Raw genomic sequence first — 16,425 nt, forward strand, 5'->3', positions numbered from 1 at the left:
CGGCCCATCGCCGGCAAGCCGGCCCACAGGGAACGCGCAGTTCTTGAGGTCTGCGCAGTACCTGTGGGAGCCGGCTTGCCGGCGATGGGCTGCGCAGCAGCCCTGATTACGCTAACTGAAATCAGTACGTCGCCCGTACCGTCAGCATGAAGTTGCGGGGATCGCCATAGTAGTTGCCGTAGGTCGAGGTACCGACGGTCTGGTAGTACTTCTTGTCGAACAGGTTGTTGCCGTTGAGGGTCACGTTCCAGTGCTCGTCGATACGGTAGTCGACCATCGCGTTCCAGATCGCATAACCGCTCTGCTGGTATTCGAAAGGCACACTGGACTGCACTACGTTGCCCAGGCTGTCGTAAGTCGCTGCAGTGCCGCTGACCTTGGTCGCACTCTGGATGTCCACGCCACCCCCGACGCGGAAGTCGTTCAACACACCCGGCAGGCGGTAGGTGGTGAACAGCTTGGCCATGTGCTTGGGCGTGACGGTGCTCAGCGCAGAGCCCGTGTCGCGGTTCTTGTTGATGTTGAGGGTGTAGCTGGCCATCATCATCCATTCCGGCAAGATTTCGCCGGAGATTTCCATGTCGATGCCCTTGCTGATGGTTTCCCCACCATTGACGTAACAGCAATTACCGCCGAATGCCACCTGGCTCAACGGGTAGTTCGGGTCCTGCACCGCCTGGTCTTCACGCTTGGTGTAGTACAGCGCAATGCTGGTGTTGACCGCACCGCCAAACAGCTCGCCCTTGATGCCGGTCTCGTAGGTTTTGCCGGTCATCGGGTCGAGGGTGCTGCCGGAAGTCGCAGGCCCGGCCAGCAGGTTCTGCTGTGGCTTGAAGATCTCGGCGTAGCTGGCATAGGCCGCCCATTCGTCCGTCAGGTCATAGACGATGCCGCCAAACGGGGTGACCTTGGTCGGTTCGCGCATGTCCACCCGCGACTGCTGGGTCCAGGTCGACCCGGTGGCGTCTGCCGTCTGGTAGGTCTGGTCGAACTTGTAGCGCTGTGCACGGGCACCGACGATCAGGTGCAACGGCTCGGCCAGTTGCAGGCGCAGGCTCGAGTACAAGCCGTATTGGGTCTGGCTGTTGGGTTTGTAGTCGCGGCTGATGACCGGCCGGGCGCCTGGATCATCCCATGGGGTGGAATCGGGGTCGAATACATTGACCGGGCCGCCGGCAGTGGTGAAGCGGCCAGTGCCGCGCCAGCGGCTGTCGATCTCTTGATAGTCGCCACCCACCACCAGGCGGTGGTCGAGGCCGAACATGCTGAAGTCGCCGGAGACGTTGACGTCCCAGAGGTTCTGCTCGCTCCACTGGGTGTTGTAGGTGCCGTAGCGGGTCACGCCAGTGCCGGTGACCGGGTTTACAGAGCCCAGCGTGGTGGCGTTGTTGGTGGTGATGGTGTCGTAGATGTTGGTGAAGCTGAGGTTGAGCTTCCAGTCATCGTTCAGGCGATGGTCGACCTTGGCGAAATACTCGCGGGAAAAGCCGTCCGCGTACGCCCAAGTGGTAGACAGGCCGGTATGGCGCGGCAGGCCAAGGTCTGCACCGTTGCTGTAGCGTGGCACGGCCGAGGCGGTGCCGGTCTCGTGGACCTTGTTGAAACGCAAGCCTGCAGTGAGCATGGTGTCGTCGGTGACATCGGCCTCAAGCACGCCATAGAAGAACGGCTTGTCGGTGGCACGGTTGTCGACGAAGTACTGGCGGTCCTGGTAGGCCACCACCATACGGCCACGCAGCTTGCCATCGAAGCCCAGCGGGCCGGTCACGTCCAGCTCGCTGCGGTAGTTGTCCCAGCTGCCCGCCGAGGCGGTGAACTTGAGCTGGTAGAAGTCCAGCGGGCGCTTGCGCACCAGGTTGATGATACCGCCCGGGTCACCGGTGCCGCCAAACAGCGCGCTGGCGCCACGCAGCACTTCGACATGGTCGAACTCGGCGATGTCGTAAATGTTCGACGCGTAAAAGCTGCCGGCGGTGGTGCCCAACGCCATGGGGGCGGCACCGTCGAGCTGGATGTTCTGGATCGGGAAGCCGCGCGAATAGAAGTCCTGGATACGGAAGGTGTTGCTCTGCACGGTCACACCCGGCACGGCCTTCATCGCATCGTTGATGTCGGTGAACTGGCGGTCTTCGATGACCTGGCGGGTGATCACCGATACCGATTGCGGGGTTTCCTTCAACGAGGTCGGGCTTTTCGAGCCGACACTGGTCAGGCCCGGCGTGTAGGAGCCGGTGTTCTCGGTAGCCTGGCCCATACCCTGGCCCATGATGGTGGTTTCGCCGATAACCAGAGCACCGGCGCCGATATCACTGGTGTCGGTGCTGATCAACAGGACCGAATTGTTCTCGATGCGGTAGGTAAGGCCTGCGCCCTCCAGCAGTTGCGACAGGGCCTGGTCCGGCTCCATGGTGCCGCTGACCTTGGGTGCACGCTTGCCGCTGACCAGGTCGGGCGAGTAGACCATCTGCAGGCCGGTCTGCTGGCCAAGGGCGATCAGTGCCTGGTCCAATGGCTGGGCTGCGATGTCCACCGCAACCGGCTGGGCATGGGCATGGGCCATGGCCAGGCTCAGCACCAGCGCCGAAGCCCGCAGGCTCCACTTCGATGGCCCGGCGGCCAAGGCTGCCCCCTTGTTTCGCATACGTTTGGACTTCATGTGCGCAACTGACTCCGACTGTTCTATGAGTGTGTAGGTGACGGTCTCGACGTACCGTTTCTATAAGGCCCTTACGCGTTCGAGCGACGCGTTTTCAGCGGCTTACAGGTAAGACGCACGAACGTGAAAAAAACTGATAACTTTTTTCATTTGCGTTCAATTTGTCGATGGCTCGGGGCTGCCTAAGCTCGCACTCATGAAAAACCCGAAGGCTAATGCCAGTCGGTCAATAGATTTGGGGCCGCTTTGCGGCCCATCGCCGGCAAGCCGGCTCCTACAGGTACAGCGCGGTTCTTGAGGCCTACCCTGTACCTGTGGGAGCCGGCTTGCCGGCGATGGGCTGCGTAGCAGCCCTATCAAACGCTGTCTTAGCTATGCCGTAAGGTTCTTCGCCTTGGCCAGCATCTGCTCCTTTTCCTCAGGGCTCATGCGCTCCAGTTGCAGGCGCGCCTGGGCAATCTTGAGCAAATGCCCGCGGTTTGCCTCGTTGGCCTGCAACGCCTCGGCCAGCCCCGCCACTGTGGGGTGCTCGAAGACCAGCGCCGGCGCCACTTCACAGTTCAACAACTTACGAATCCCTGCCACCAGCTTGATGATCAGCAGCGAATGGCCGCCGGCAGCGAAGAAGTCGGTGTGGATACCGATGCTGTCGCGCCCGAGCAACTGCGCCATGCGCTGGGCCAGCAACGTCTGCAATGCATCCTGTGGTGCATCCTGCTGGCCACCCTGCTGCTGCGGCAGCTGCAGCAGCGCGCGACGGTCGAGTTTGCCGTTGGCCAGGCGCGGCAGGCTCGGCAGGCAACGCAGCTGCGTCGGCACCATGGCCGCTGGCAGGCACTCGGCAAGCCGCGCACGCAGCGAGGCTTCATCGAGCCCTTCGGCTTCGCCGTGCACGGCGTAGCAAGCCAGCAGTTCCAGTTGCCCGGGCTGGGTTTCGATCGCCAGCACCGCCCCCTGCGCGACCCCGTCGATCTCCAGCAGGCGCGCTTCTACTTCGGCCAACTCGACACGGAACCCGCGAATCTTCACCTGGTGATCCTGCCGCCCCTGCAGCAGGATGCTGCCATCGGCCTGGTAACGGGCCAAGTCACCGCTGCGGTACAGGCGCTCGCCGGCTTGCAATGGGTTGTCGATAAAGCGCGACGCCCCCTGCTCGCCCCCCAGATAGCCCCGGCACAGCTGGCGCCCGGCCACATGCAGTTCACCCAGCTCACCCACGCCCGCCAGTTGCCCTGCAGGCGTCAGCAAGTAAACGCGGTTGCCGGCCAGCACCTGGCCCAGGCTCGCCATCGGCGCCTCGGCCCGCAGTGGCTGGACCAGCACGCCGACGGTGGCCTCGGTCGGGCCATAGTGGTTGAACACCCGAGCCTGAGGCGCCAGCCGTGCGATGCGCGCCAGCAACTGCGCACTCGGCGCTTCGCCGCCCAGTACCAGGGTTGCTGGCAGGCTGGGCTGCGCGCTGTCGAGCAGCGCCGCCAGGTGCGACGGCACGATCTTCAGGCAATCGATACCTTCGTCGCGCACGAATGCGGCAAAGGCCGCCGGGTCCTGCATCACTGCGTCGCTGGCAACGTGCAAGGTGGCGCCAACCTGCAAGGCGCCGAACAGGCTGGTATGACCCAAGTCCGCCGCCACCGTGGCGCTGAACGCAAAGTGCCTGCAGGCCGAGAGCTCCAAGGCCTGCTCAGCGGCCTGCAGGTACCCGGCCAGTTGCCCGTGTTCGATGACCACCCCCTTGGGCTCACCGGTCGAACCCGAGGTAAACAGCACATAGGCCGCCGTATTGGCCGTGAGCGCTTGCGCCTCGAACGGCGCAGAGGTGTCCGTCAGCTGCTCGAACAGCGTGGCATCGATCTGCAACTGCGCGCCGGCGAGGCGGCTGACCTGCTCGCGTCGCGCTGCGGGCCAGAGCGGGTCCAGCGGCAGGTACGCAGCCCCGCACTTCCAGCAGGCCAGCACCGCCGCCAGCCAGTGCACCGAGCGCGGCAGGGCCAGGCCGACAACGCTGGCGCTGCCAACGCCCTGGGCCTGCAGGTGGGCGGCCACCGCAGTGGCCAGCTGGTCGAGCTGCTGCCAGCTCCACCCCTGCCCTTGATCAATGATCGCCAGCGCCTGGGGCTGTTCGCGCAGCCAGCGGGCGACCCGTTCCGGCAGCAGTTCGGTGACCGCTGGCAGTGCAGCCTGGGCGTTACGCTCAAGCACCAGGCGACGCTGTTGCTCACCGACAAGCCCCAGGCTGGCCAAGGCCGCGTCTGGTGTCTGAGCGATGCTTGCCAGCAGCGTTACGTACTGCTCGAGCAGGAGTTGCGCCAGTGCCGGGCTATGCCACGAGGCCCAGTACTGCAACAGCGCCTGTGGCGCTGCGCGGTCGCTGTCGACCTGCAGCAGCAGGTCGGGGCCCACCATCGGCGCGTCCATGCCCACTACCTGCCAACCTCCGGCCAGCGGCGGGCAGGCGGGGATCAGACGGAAACCGATGGCGGCAGGCTCCAGCGCGGGCGTCTGCTCGGGGGTGAAGTATTCCTGCCAAACTGCATGCTGCTCCAACTGCGCGGCCAGGCCGTGCAGCCAGGTACGCAGTGGCTGCTCGGCCTGGTAGTCGACAAGCACCGGCAGCTGCTTGTGATACACCCCTGCGCTGTCGGCGAAATAGGCGTAGTCGCCACGGCTGTCGTGGCACCAGTTCACCACCTGCGCAGGCTGACCATCGAGCCGCGCCAGTAGCAGCCACCAGGCTGCCTGCAACACCATGTCCAAGGGCAGGCCAAGGCCGGCCAGGTGCTGCACAACGGCCGGGTCAATTGCCGCGCGGGCCTGCGCGCGCTCACCGCGCGGGCTGCCTTGGGGGAGGCGCCAGGGCAGTTGCTGGGCGCTTGCGGGCTTGCCGTTCAGCGCGGTCCAGTAGCTGCGCGCAGTACTGGCGTCTTCATCCACCACCACCTCGCTGCGCCACTGCAGGTACTGTTCGAAATCGCCGTCTTCGGCTGTTTCCAGTGCGCCCTGGCAGATCGCCGCAAGGCTTGCAGCCAGGGCCGGCAGGCTGGCAGCGTCAACCAGCGCAGCGAGCACACCAAGCACCAACTGGCAGCGCCCCTCGGCCTGCTCGCACACCAGCACGGCGACGCCCGCCTCGGCCTGCACATCCACCTCACGCTCGAACCAGGCCTGGCGGCCGGCGGTATCGCCCGCCGCCAGCCACGTCAGGTCCACCCCTGCCGCCTCGCGCTGAAAAAACTGACGCAGGCCGCGATAACCTGCGGCTTGGCCGATACGCAGGCGCAGCGCGTCGTGCTGGCCCTGCCACAGCTGCAGGGCAGCCCGCAGTGCGGCGGGCGCCGGCACGCTGTCGAGCTGCAAGGTAATGCAGTGCGCCGCGTCCTGCCAGCGGCCAGGCAGTGCAGTCAGCTCGAGCACCTGCATGGGCAACAACGGCAGGCCGCTCGATTCGACGGTGATGTTCATGCTTGCACTCCTGTGCGGTTCAAGGTGAGGGTTTCAAGGTCGGCACGTTGCATCATGTCGCCCATGGCGACGACGATCTTGCGTGGCCCCTGGAACGGGTCGCGGGCGTGTGCGGCCAGCATGTTGTCGAGCAGGATCACATCACCGGCCTGCCAGTCGAAACGCACCGCGCACGCCTCGTACAGCTCACCGATCAACGCCATGTCGGCGTCTTCGATCGGGCTGCCATCGCCGTAGTACACCTGACGCGGCATGCGCTCCAGGCCATACAGCGCCAACAAGTCCTCGCGCACGTCGGCATCCAGGCAGAACACGTGGTGCAGCTGCACCTGGTTGAAGAAACTCTTTTCACCGCTGACCGGGTGCTCGATCACCGCCGGGCAAGGCGTGCGGATTTGCAGTTCGTCGTTGTCCAGCCAGCGCCACTGGATACCCGACGCCTGGCAACGGCGCTCGACATCCGCACGCGAGTCGGTCTTGAAAAAATGCTGCCAGGACACGTCCAGCTTGTCGGTGAAAGTACGTACGTAGAGCAGGCCCTTGTCCTCGAAACGCTGGCGCAGGGGCGCGGGCAGGCGCTGATACATCTGCCGGCAATCGACCACCGGGGTGGCACCGCCAACCGGCGAAGGCAGTTCACAGAAGAACAGCTGTTTGCGCGGCCAGCGGTCCTGGTGGGCACTTTCGTTGTGGAAGAGGATCATCTTCTGCTCCGGATACGGCGTGGAGCGGTAGGTGTTCTTGCCGCCTTCCTTCTTAGGCAGGTCACCGTACTGGCCGTACAGCCCAGGCTGAACAGCCTCGGCGAAGGCCTCGAAGTCCAGCGGGGTCTGCAAGCCGAAACCGCGGAACAGAATGCCGCCATGAGCCACCAGTTTGCGTTCGATCTCGGCACGGTGCTTCACCACCCAGTCGGTCAGGCTCACACCGGGATCGACCGGTTCGATCAGCAACGGAAAGGCCTGCCCCGGTACCATCGCAGCCTCGCGCACTGCGCTGGCCGGCCGGGTTGGCGTGCCGGCGCCGCGCCTGAGGAAACTGCCCAGCTTGTCCTTTTTGGGTTGCCCGCCGGCAGCGGCAGGCGCCGCCACGATTTCACTGTGAACCGCCATAGTGATCTCTCTCAGTTGGATGTGTGGGTTGCCCAGCACCTGGCCCAGGATGTCCAGCCAGCCACGCAGCAGTGCCTGGACCCGTTCTGCCTTGAACAGCTCCGTGGCGTACTGCCAGGTGACGCGCCAGCCGTCCGCGACCGGGTCGATGAACAGCGCCATGTCGAATTTCGAATAGCCGCCCGCCTGCGGCAGCACCTGCACACTCAGGTCGGCCAGGCCGCCATGCGCCACCGGCATGTCGTTCATCACGAACAGCACCTGCACCAGCGGGTTCATGCCTGGGTGGCGCGGCGCGCCAGCAGCCTCGACGATCAGGTCGAACGGCAGTGCCTGCTGCTCGCTGGCATCGAGCAAGGTGGTGCGGGTGCGCGCCAGCCACGCGGCGAAGTCCAGTTGTTCGTCCAGTTGCGAGCGCAGTGGCAGGACATTGACGAAGAAGCCGATCAGCGCCTCAAGGTCGGGGTGTTCGCGGCCGGCGACATCAGCCCCGAGCAGTAGATCGTGCTGGCCGCTGGCGCGATGCATCAGCAGCTGGAACGCCGCCAGCAGCAGCATGTAGGGGGTCACGCCCAATTGCGCGGCCCGTTCGCGTACCGCCACGACCGTAGTCGGCGGCAGCTCGTGATAGAGGTTCTCCCCCGCCTGGGACGCCTGGGCCGGGCGCGGCAAGTCAGTGGGCAACGGCAAGCGCCCGCTGCTACCGTGCAACGCCTTGCGCCACCACTGCGCCGGGGCCTGCAGCAGCCCGGCACGCTCGCGCTCGGCCTGCCATAGCGCATAGTCGGAGTACTGCAGCACCAGCGGCGCCAGCACGGGCGCCTGGCCACGGGCAAGGGCGCTGTAGCTGGCGATCAGTTCGTTGACCATCAGCGCCATCGACCAACCATCGGAAATGATGTGGTGCATGTTGAGCAGCAGCACATGGGCGTCGCCGGACAGGCGCAGCAGGCGTGCACGCAGCATCGGCGCCTGGTCCATGGGCACCGGCTGACGCACGTTGGCCAGTTGCGCTTCAAGCACGCGCAGCTGTTGCTCGGCGGCAGCCAAAAGGCTCAGGTCGTCCACTGGCAGGTCCAGGTCGACCGCCGCCTGGATCACCAGCAGCGGCTCACCTTCGTCGTCACAGGCCACCGCGCTGCGTAGCACTTCGTGGCGCTGCACCAGCACCTGTAATGCCTGCTTCAGGCATTCGGGCTGCAACGGCCCGTCCAGGCGCAGGCCCAGCGGCATGCCGTACGCCCCGCTACCCTGGGCAAACTGCTCGGCAATCCACAAACGGCGCTGGGCCAGCGACAGCGGTGCGCTGGCCTTGGCGCCCAGTGCGCGCAGTTGCGGGCCGGCATCGCTTACCGGCTGCGCCTGGCGCAGGCGCTGAGCGAAATCACACAAGCGCGGGGCGCTGAACAGGTCGCGTACACCGACCCCGGTGTGGCCGTCGCGGTGCAGCCGCGCCACCACCTGCGTGGCCAGCAGTGAGTGGCCACCAGCCTCGAAGAAGTGCTCGAAACGGCCCACTTCGTGCCTGCCCAGCACACTGGCCCAGGCCTGGGCGACCTCGCGTTCGAGCGCATCCAGGGGCGCACTGAACGCTTCTTCAGAGGTGTCGACCTCGATCGACGGCAATGCCTTGCGGTCGACCTTGCCGTTGGGGTTCAGCGGCAAACTGTCGAGCAGTTGCAGGCGTGACGGCACCATGTAGGGCGGCAGCACGGCGCGCAGCGCGTCGAGGATGCGCTGACGCAACGCGGCATCGGCCTGCGAACCGTCGACCGGCACCAGCCAGGCGGCCAGGTGCAGGTCTGCACCTTGACCGCCCGGCATCACCACGGCCTCGCGCACCTCAGGCAGGGCCAACAGGCAGGCTTCGACTTCACCGGGCTCGACGCGGAAACCGCGGATTTTCACCTGGTGGTCCAGGCGGCCGATGAACACCAGCTCGCCATTGGCCTGCTGCCGCACCAGGTCACCACTGCGGTACAGGCGGGCCCCGCCGACCGTGTCGTAGGGGTCGGGCACGAAACGTTCAGCGGTCAGCGCCGCCTGGCCAAAGTAACCACGTGCCAGGCAGGGTCCACCGATATACAGCTCGCCGTCAGTGCCGGTGTCGAGCAGTTGCAAGGCTGTATCGAGCAGGTAAGCGGTACGCCCCGGCACCGGCGTTCCGATCGGTGCATAGCCGGTGTCGATGCGGGTAGACCCGTCGGCCTGCCACAGCAGCGGGGTAATCACCGTTTCGGTGGGGCCGTAGCCGTTGACGATACGCTGCGGCTGCAAGTGGGCCTGGATTCGCTCGAAGCCTTCACGCGACAGCGCCTCCCCGGCCACGTTCATGCAGCGCACCGGCAGTGCCCGGCCCTGCTGATGCGCCCACTCGGCCAGCTGACAGGCGTACTGGGTGGGGAAGTAGACCACGCTGGCGCGCTCGCGCTCGATCACCTCGAATGCCTGGGCCGCGGTCCAGATGTCATCGCCACGCACGATGCAGCAGGCGCCCTGGCTCAACGGCAACAACCACTGCTCAGTGCCCCAGTCGAAGTTGATCGAAGCGAAGTGCACGAAGCGGTCCTGCGCCGTCACCTGGTACTGGCCGACCATGGTCGCGATGTGCGCGGCGATGGCGCCATGGGTCAGGGCTACACCCTTGGGGCGACCGGTGGAGCCGGAGGTGTAGATCAACCCCAACAGGTTGTCGGCGCAGGCTCGCGGCGCTGGGTTATCGTCCTGCGGCGCCAGGGGCTGGTCCAGCCACAACCAGTCGGCCGTGCCTGCCAGCGCCAGTGGCTGCGCGGCAGTACGGGTGCCCAGCACCAGCCTGACGGCGCTGTCGTCGAGCATGTCCTGCAGACGCTGACGCGGGTATTGCGAGTCCAGCGGCACGTAGCCGGCACCGGCCTTGAGGATCGCCAGCAGGCCGACAATCATCGCCAGGCCTCGCTCGCTGCACAGCCCTACCAGGTCCTCGGGGCCGACACCCCGCGCGATCAACTGTTGCGCCCAGGCGTTGGCCAAGCCGTTGAGCTGGCCGTAATCCAACGTGCCGTCGTCGGCAACCACCGCCACGGCCCGCGGGTTGCTCGCCGCCTGGGCCTCGATCAGCTGGTGTACGCCCAGGGCCGGAACAGTACCTTCAGCGGCCTGCCATTGACCTTGGCAACGCTTATGGCTGGCGGCATCCAGCAGGCTCAGCTCAGCCAGGCATGGGTTGCCAGCGCCAGCGATCGCCTGCAACAGGTGGCCAAACTGGTCGGCCAGGCGCTGCACGTCGGCCAGGCTGAAAGCGTCGTGGCGCAAGCGATAGTCGACCTGCAACTGCTCACCCATGCCCACTGACAGGGTCAAGGCGTAGTGGGGTTGCTCGTGGCTGTCCGGTACACCGAAGCGCGGCCCGTCACCGCCACCTTGCAGCACCTCGGCCACGGGGTAGTTCTCGAACGCCAGCAAGGTGTCGAACAGTGCCTCGCCAGCCCTGCCCGCCCAGCGCTGGATGTCGGCCAGTGGCGTGTATTCGTGCTCGCGTAGTGCCAGGTTGCTGGCCTGCAGCTGTTGCAGCCAGTCGTCCAGGCGCTGCTCAAGGCGCGGGGCGGCAACCAACGGCACGGTGTTGATGAACAGCCCCAGTTGCGCCTCGATGCCCGGCAACTGAGAAGGCCGCCCCGATACCGAAACACCGACGCAGACGGTGTCTTGACGGCAGTGCCGTTGTAGCAGCAAGAGCCAGGCCGCCTGCACCAGTGTATTGACGGTAACCTTGCGCGCCCGCGCCGCCGCCTTGATCTGCGCCGATGCAGCGCTGCCAAGGCGTTGCTGCCACAGGCCGTAGCTGGCCGCTTCAACGCTGCGGCGCTGGCTGGCGAGCAGTGTTGGCGCCTGCATGCCCTGCAGCTGCGCCTGCCAGAACGACTGGTCCTGCTGGCGGTCACGCGTGGCCAGCCAGGCCAGGTAGGTACGAGGATGCACAGGTGCCTGGCGGGGTGGCTGGCCACGGTAGCGTTGCATCACTTCAGCCAGCAACCGGGCATGGCTCCAGCCATCGAGCAGCAGGTGGTGATGGGTGTAGATCATGTGCCAGCGCTGTTCGCCCAGGCGCACCAGGGTGATGCCCAGCAAGGGCGCCTGATCAGTCGCGGCCATGGCCAGGCGCTGCTGCTCGGCCAGGATTTGCAGGTGGTCGGCCGACGCGGTCTGGTCGCGCCAGTCGAGCTGGCTGAACGGCAGCTGCAACTGGCGGCGGATCACCTGCACGGGTTGTTGCACGTCGACCGGCCAGTGAAAGCTGGCACGCAGCCCCGCATGGGTGTCCAGCGCCGCCTGCCAGGCGGCCTGGAAGCGTTGCGGGTCGAGCTGGTCGATATCCAGGCGCAACTGGTTGATGTAGTCGCCGGCTGCGGCCGCATGCAGGCAGTGGAACAGCAGGCCCTGTTGCAAGGGAGACAGCGGCAGGATGTCCTCGACCTGGGCCAGGTCCACTGCCAGGGCGGCAAGCCCGGTGCTGTCCAGGTTGCTCAGCGGGAAGTCCGACGGCGTGGCACTGGCAACCCCCGGTTGCAGGCAGTGATCGACCAACGCGCGCAGCTGGCTGGCGAAATCGCTGGCCAGGGCATCGATGGTGGCCTCGTCGTACATCGCCTGGCTGTAGCCGAAACTGATGCCCAGCTCGCCCTGGTAGACCTGCCCCTCCACGCTCAGCCAGTTGGCCAGCGGCGCGTCGCCATCCTGCCCCTGCCCGGCACCTTGAGGGTCGGGCTGCCACAGCGCGCCCTTCTCGAACTGGCTGTCGAACTGGCCGAGGTAGTTGAACGTCACCCGCGGTTGCGCCTGGCGCGCCAGTTGCTCGCGTTGCGCCGGTGTGCCCAGATAACGCAGCACCCCATAGCCCAGGCCTCGCTGTGGTACGGCGCGCAGTTGTTCCTTGATGGCCGCGATGCAGGCACCGGGCTGTGCTTGCGGGCGCAAGGCGACCGGATACAGGCTGGTGAACCAGCCCACAGTACGGGTCAGGTCGATATCCTCGAACAGCTCCTCACGGCCATGCCCTTCGAGCTGCACCAGCACCTGCTGATTGCCGCTCCAGTTGCACAGGGCACGGGCAAGGGCCGCCAGCAGCAGGTCGTTGACCTGCGTACGGTAGGCACTCGGCGCCTGTTGCAGCAGGGCCTGGGTAAAGGCCGGCGGGAAACTGACCCGTACCTTGCGCTCATCCGCCACGCGCGTCTGAGTTACCGCACGGTCACGTGGCAGGGCCTGCGCCCCGGCCTCACCAAGTGCCAGCCAGTAATCGAGCTGCCCCGCACAGGCGTCGGCATGCCCGGCCAGGCGCTCGGCCCAAGCCTGGTAGCTGCTGGTCCGGGCAGGCAGCGGCTGGCCCAGGCAGGCACGTTGCAGGTCTTCGAGCAGGATGCGCCAGGAAACGCCGTCGACCACTAGATGGTGGATCACCAGCAGCAGGCGCTGACTGCCGTCGGCCATGGCCACCAGCATCGCCGCCAGCAATGGCCCCTGATCGAGCCGCAGGCTGCGCTGGGCCTCATCGCACAATGCAGCCAGCGCTTGCTCGCTGTCTGCCTGGCGGTGCCAGAGCTGCGGCACGCCAGCGGAGGCCGGCGCGTGTTGCTGCTGCCATTGGCCATCAGCCTGGATGAAGCGCAGGCGCAAGGCGTCGTGCTGCGCCACCACCTGAGCCAGGGCCTGCTGCAGCTGCGCCGCTTGCAGCGGCTCACGGGGCACCAGCAGCACGGCCTGGTTCCAGTGCTGGCGCACCGGCATGGGCGTGTCGAAAAACTGCAGCTGCACCGGGGTCAGGCGTGCCTCGCCCTCAGCCGGGCGCTGGTCGGCCTGGCAGCTGTCCACGCTGCCCGCAGCCTGGGCCAGGGCGCGCAGCGTCTGGTGCTGGAACAGGTCACGCGGACTGAGCGCCAGCCCGGCCTGACGGGCGCGGCTGACGACCTGGATAGCAATGATCGAGTCGCCACCAAGCTCGAAGAAGTTGTCGTCCAGGCCCACCTGCGCGGCGCCCAGCACTTCGCACCAGACCTTTGCCAGCTGGCGTTCGGCCGCGCTCTGAGGCGCAACATGGGTACCCTGTGCCCCGGCCTCGGGCTGTGGCAGGGCCTTGCGATCGAGCTTGCCGTTGGGTGTCAGCGGCAGGCCGTCCAGTGGCACCAGCTGGCTGGGCACCATGAATTCGGGCAGGCTTTGCAACAGCCAGTCCTTGAGCTGCCCTTGCCAGCCCTCAGGCGTTGCATTGAGCACCAGGTAAGCCACCAACCGGCGACCATCGAGGGCCAGCACCACGCACTCGCGTACCAGCGCATGCTCGGCCAGACGCGCCTCGATCTCACCCAACTCGATGCGCAAACCACGGATTTTCACCTGGTGATCGAAACGCCCCAGGTACTCGATCACACCGTCGGCACGCTGGCGCACACGGTCACCGGTACGGTACAGGCGCTCGCCGGTGCCGAACGGGTCGGCGACGAAGCGCTCGGCCGTCAGCCCTGGGCGCCGGTGGTAGCCGCGCGCCAGGCCCACCCCGCCCAAGTACAACTCACCGGCCACACCGACAGCGACGGGCTCAAGGCCGGCGTCGAGCACATAGGTGCGGATATTAGCGATCGGCTGGCCGATAGGCACGCTGTCCTTGCCCTCTTCGACGCAGGTCCAGTGGGTGACATCGATGGCAGCCTCGGTGGGGCCATAAAGGTTGTAAAGCGCCGCTGCAGGCAAACGCGCGAACACCTGGCGCTGGGCATCTACCGGCAGCGCTTCGCCACTGCAGACGATGCGCGACAGGGTGCTGCAGGCGTGCACACCGGGCTCATGGATGAAGGCCTGCAGCATCGAAGGCACGAAGTGCAGCGTGGTCACCCGGTAGTGCTCAATGGCGCGGATCAGGCGTTGCGGATCGCGGTGCTCGCCCGGCGCCGCGATGGCCAGGCGGGCGCCGGTCATCAACGGCCAGAAGAACTCCCACACCGACACGTCGAAGCTGAACGGGGTTTTCTGCAGCACCGTATCGCTGGCGTCCAGGCCATAGGCTTGCTGCATCCAGCACAGGCGGTTGGTCAGCGCCTGGTGGCTGTTACCCGCGCCCTTCGGGCGCCCCGTGGAGCCGGAGGTATAAATGACATAGGCCAACTGCGTCGGCTCGACCTTGAGACCCGGGGTGCTGTCCGGCATCGTGTCCAGCACCAGGGTGTCGAGCGCCACGCACTGCACACCGTGCGGCAGCGGCAGGCTGTCGAGCAGCGCCTGCTGGGTCAGCAGGAGGCCAATGCCGCTGTCCTCGATCATGTAGGCCAGGCGCTCCTCAGGGTACTCCGGGTCCAAGGGAACATAGGCGCCACCGGCCTTGAGGATCGCCAGCAAGGCGACGACCATCTCGATGCTGCGCTGAGCCGCGACCCCGACCAGGCTGTCGCTGCCCACACCTTGACCACGCAGGTAATGGGCCAGGCGATTGGCCTGGGCATCGAGCTCGGCGTAGCTGAGCAGGCTGTCGGCGAACAGCAGTGCCGGCGCGTGCGGGGTGCGTTGCGCCTGGGCCTCGATCAGCTCATGCACGCCATACTGCAGCGGGTAGCTGGCAGCCGTGGCGTTCCAGTCCTGCAGCACCCGTTGGCGGGTGGCCGGGTCGAGCATGGGCAGTTGCCAAAGCGGGCGTGCAGGGTCAGCCACCAACTCACGCAGCACGGTGAGCCAGTGGCCCGCCATGCGTTCGATGGTCGCCGCGTCGAACAGGTCGGTCGCGTAAGTGAACGCAGCGCGCAGCACGCCTCCCTGCTCGTACGTGTCCAGGCTCAGATCAAACTGGGTGGTGCGGCTGCGCCACTCCAGTGCGGACAGCTCCAGGCCAGAGCCCAGCGTGACCGCAGCCAGGTCGGCCACCTGCGGCTGGTGGTTGTACATCACCTGGAACAACGGCGCGTGGCTCAGGTTGCGCTCCACCTTCAACGCATCGACCAGGCGCTCGAAGGGCAGGTCCTGATGGGCCTGGGCGCCCAGCACGGTTTGCCGCACGGCCTGCAAATAGGCCAGTGCGTCAGCTTGGCCATCCGGCTGCAGGCGCAATACCTGGGTGTTGACGAACAGGCCGATCAGCCCCTCGACTTCTGCGCGGTTGCGGTTGGCCACCGGGCTACCGATGCGCAGGTCGCACTGGCCGGTGTAACGCTGCAGCAGCACGCCGAAAGCACCGAGCAGGACCATGAACAGCGTCAGGTTGTGCTGCGCCGCAAAACTGCGCAGTTGCTGAGCAAGCGCCGTGTCCACCACCAGCTCCTGGCGGCTGCCTTTGAAACTTGGCGCGGCTGGGCGTGGGCGGTCGAGCGGCAACTCCAGCACCGGCTGCTCTTCACCCAGCGTGGCTTGCCAGTAGGCCAGCTGGCGTTCGAGTTCGCCGGCTTCAAGCCAGCGCCGCTGCCACAGGGCGTAATCGACATACTGGATCGGCAGCGCCGGCAGTTGCGGCTGTGTGCCAGCGGCGCAGGCGTCATAGCAGCGGCTGAATTCGTCGATCAGCACATTCATCGACCAACCGTCAGCGACGATGTGGTGCAAAGTGAGCAGCAGCACGTGGTCCTGCTCAGCCAGCCGCAGCAGGCGGATGCGCAGCAACGGGCCATGCTCCAGGTCGAAGGGGCACAGCGACTCGGCCTCGACCTCGGCTTGCACCCGTGCCTGGCGGGCGTCTTCGGCCAGCTCGCGAAGGTCCAGGCGCTGGATCTGCGGCGCGGCCGGGCGGTGCACCTGGCACAGGCGCTCATCGGCCTGCTGCTGGAACACACAGCTCAGGCTCTGGTGGCGTTCGAGCAGGTGGCTGAACGCCTGTTGCAAGGCGGCCTCGTCAAGTGCTCCCTTGAGGCGGACCGCACCTGGCAGGTTATAGGCACCGCTGTGCGGATCCAGCTGCCAAAGCACCCACATGCGTTGCTGGGCGAACGAGGGTGCAAGACGGTCGTCAGCCCCCACCCCGGCCGGAATAGGGAACTGGGAAAAGTCGATGCCCTCTCTGGCCAGGGTTTCAAGGAACAGGCGGCGCTTTTCCAGCGGCAATTCAATGAAACGGCGGGCCAGTTGCAGGGACTTTTCGGGATTCATCAGCTTGCTTTCCGTACGAGTGGGGTACCACGGGCAGTGCCCGGCTATCCCTACGAAACGGATACAACCTGCAAAAAATTAACACCGCCAACCCCC

3 protein-coding genes are annotated in these 16,425 nt (G+C 66.1%); all 3 read right to left on the minus strand.

Annotated features, from left to right (window positions below):
* Window positions 1-121: 121 nt before the first annotated feature.
* Window positions 122-2,656: a TonB-dependent siderophore receptor gene (locus JET17_RS17985; protein ID WP_012315378.1), complete on the minus strand. Its 2,535-nt coding sequence runs from the start codon at window positions 2,654-2,656 to the stop codon at window positions 122-124.
* A 372-nt stretch (window positions 2,657-3,028) separates the two neighbouring features.
* The gene (locus JET17_RS17990) at window positions 3,029-6,118 is read right to left on the minus strand and encodes an amino acid adenylation domain-containing protein (protein ID WP_012315379.1); all 3,090 of its coding nucleotides are present in this window, start codon (window positions 6,116-6,118) and stop codon (window positions 3,029-3,031) included.
* The gene (locus tag JET17_RS17995; protein ID WP_012315380.1) at window positions 6,115-16,329 is read right to left on the minus strand and encodes a non-ribosomal peptide synthetase; all 10,215 of its coding nucleotides are present in this window, start codon (window positions 16,327-16,329) and stop codon (window positions 6,115-6,117) included. The genes JET17_RS17990 and JET17_RS17995 overlap by 4 nt, the downstream gene beginning before the upstream one ends.
* Window positions 16,330-16,425 lie beyond the last annotated feature (96 nt).

Source organism: Pseudomonas putida (assembly GCF_016406145.1).
In the GTDB taxonomy this organism is placed as follows: domain Bacteria; phylum Pseudomonadota; class Gammaproteobacteria; order Pseudomonadales; family Pseudomonadaceae; genus Aquipseudomonas; species Aquipseudomonas putida_E.

Excerpts from the sequence above, each read along its gene's own strand:
- JET17_RS17985 (WP_012315378.1), bottom strand. The coding sequence starts at position 2,656 with ATGAAGTCCAAACGTATGCGAAACAAGGGGGCAGCCTTGGCCGCCGGG.
- JET17_RS17990 (WP_012315379.1), bottom strand. The coding sequence starts at position 6,118 with ATGAACATCACCGTCGAATCGAGCGGCCTGCCGTTGTTGCCCATGCAG.
- JET17_RS17995 (WP_012315380.1), bottom strand. The coding sequence starts at position 16,329 with ATGAATCCCGAAAAGTCCCTGCAACTGGCCCGCCGTTTCATTGAATTG.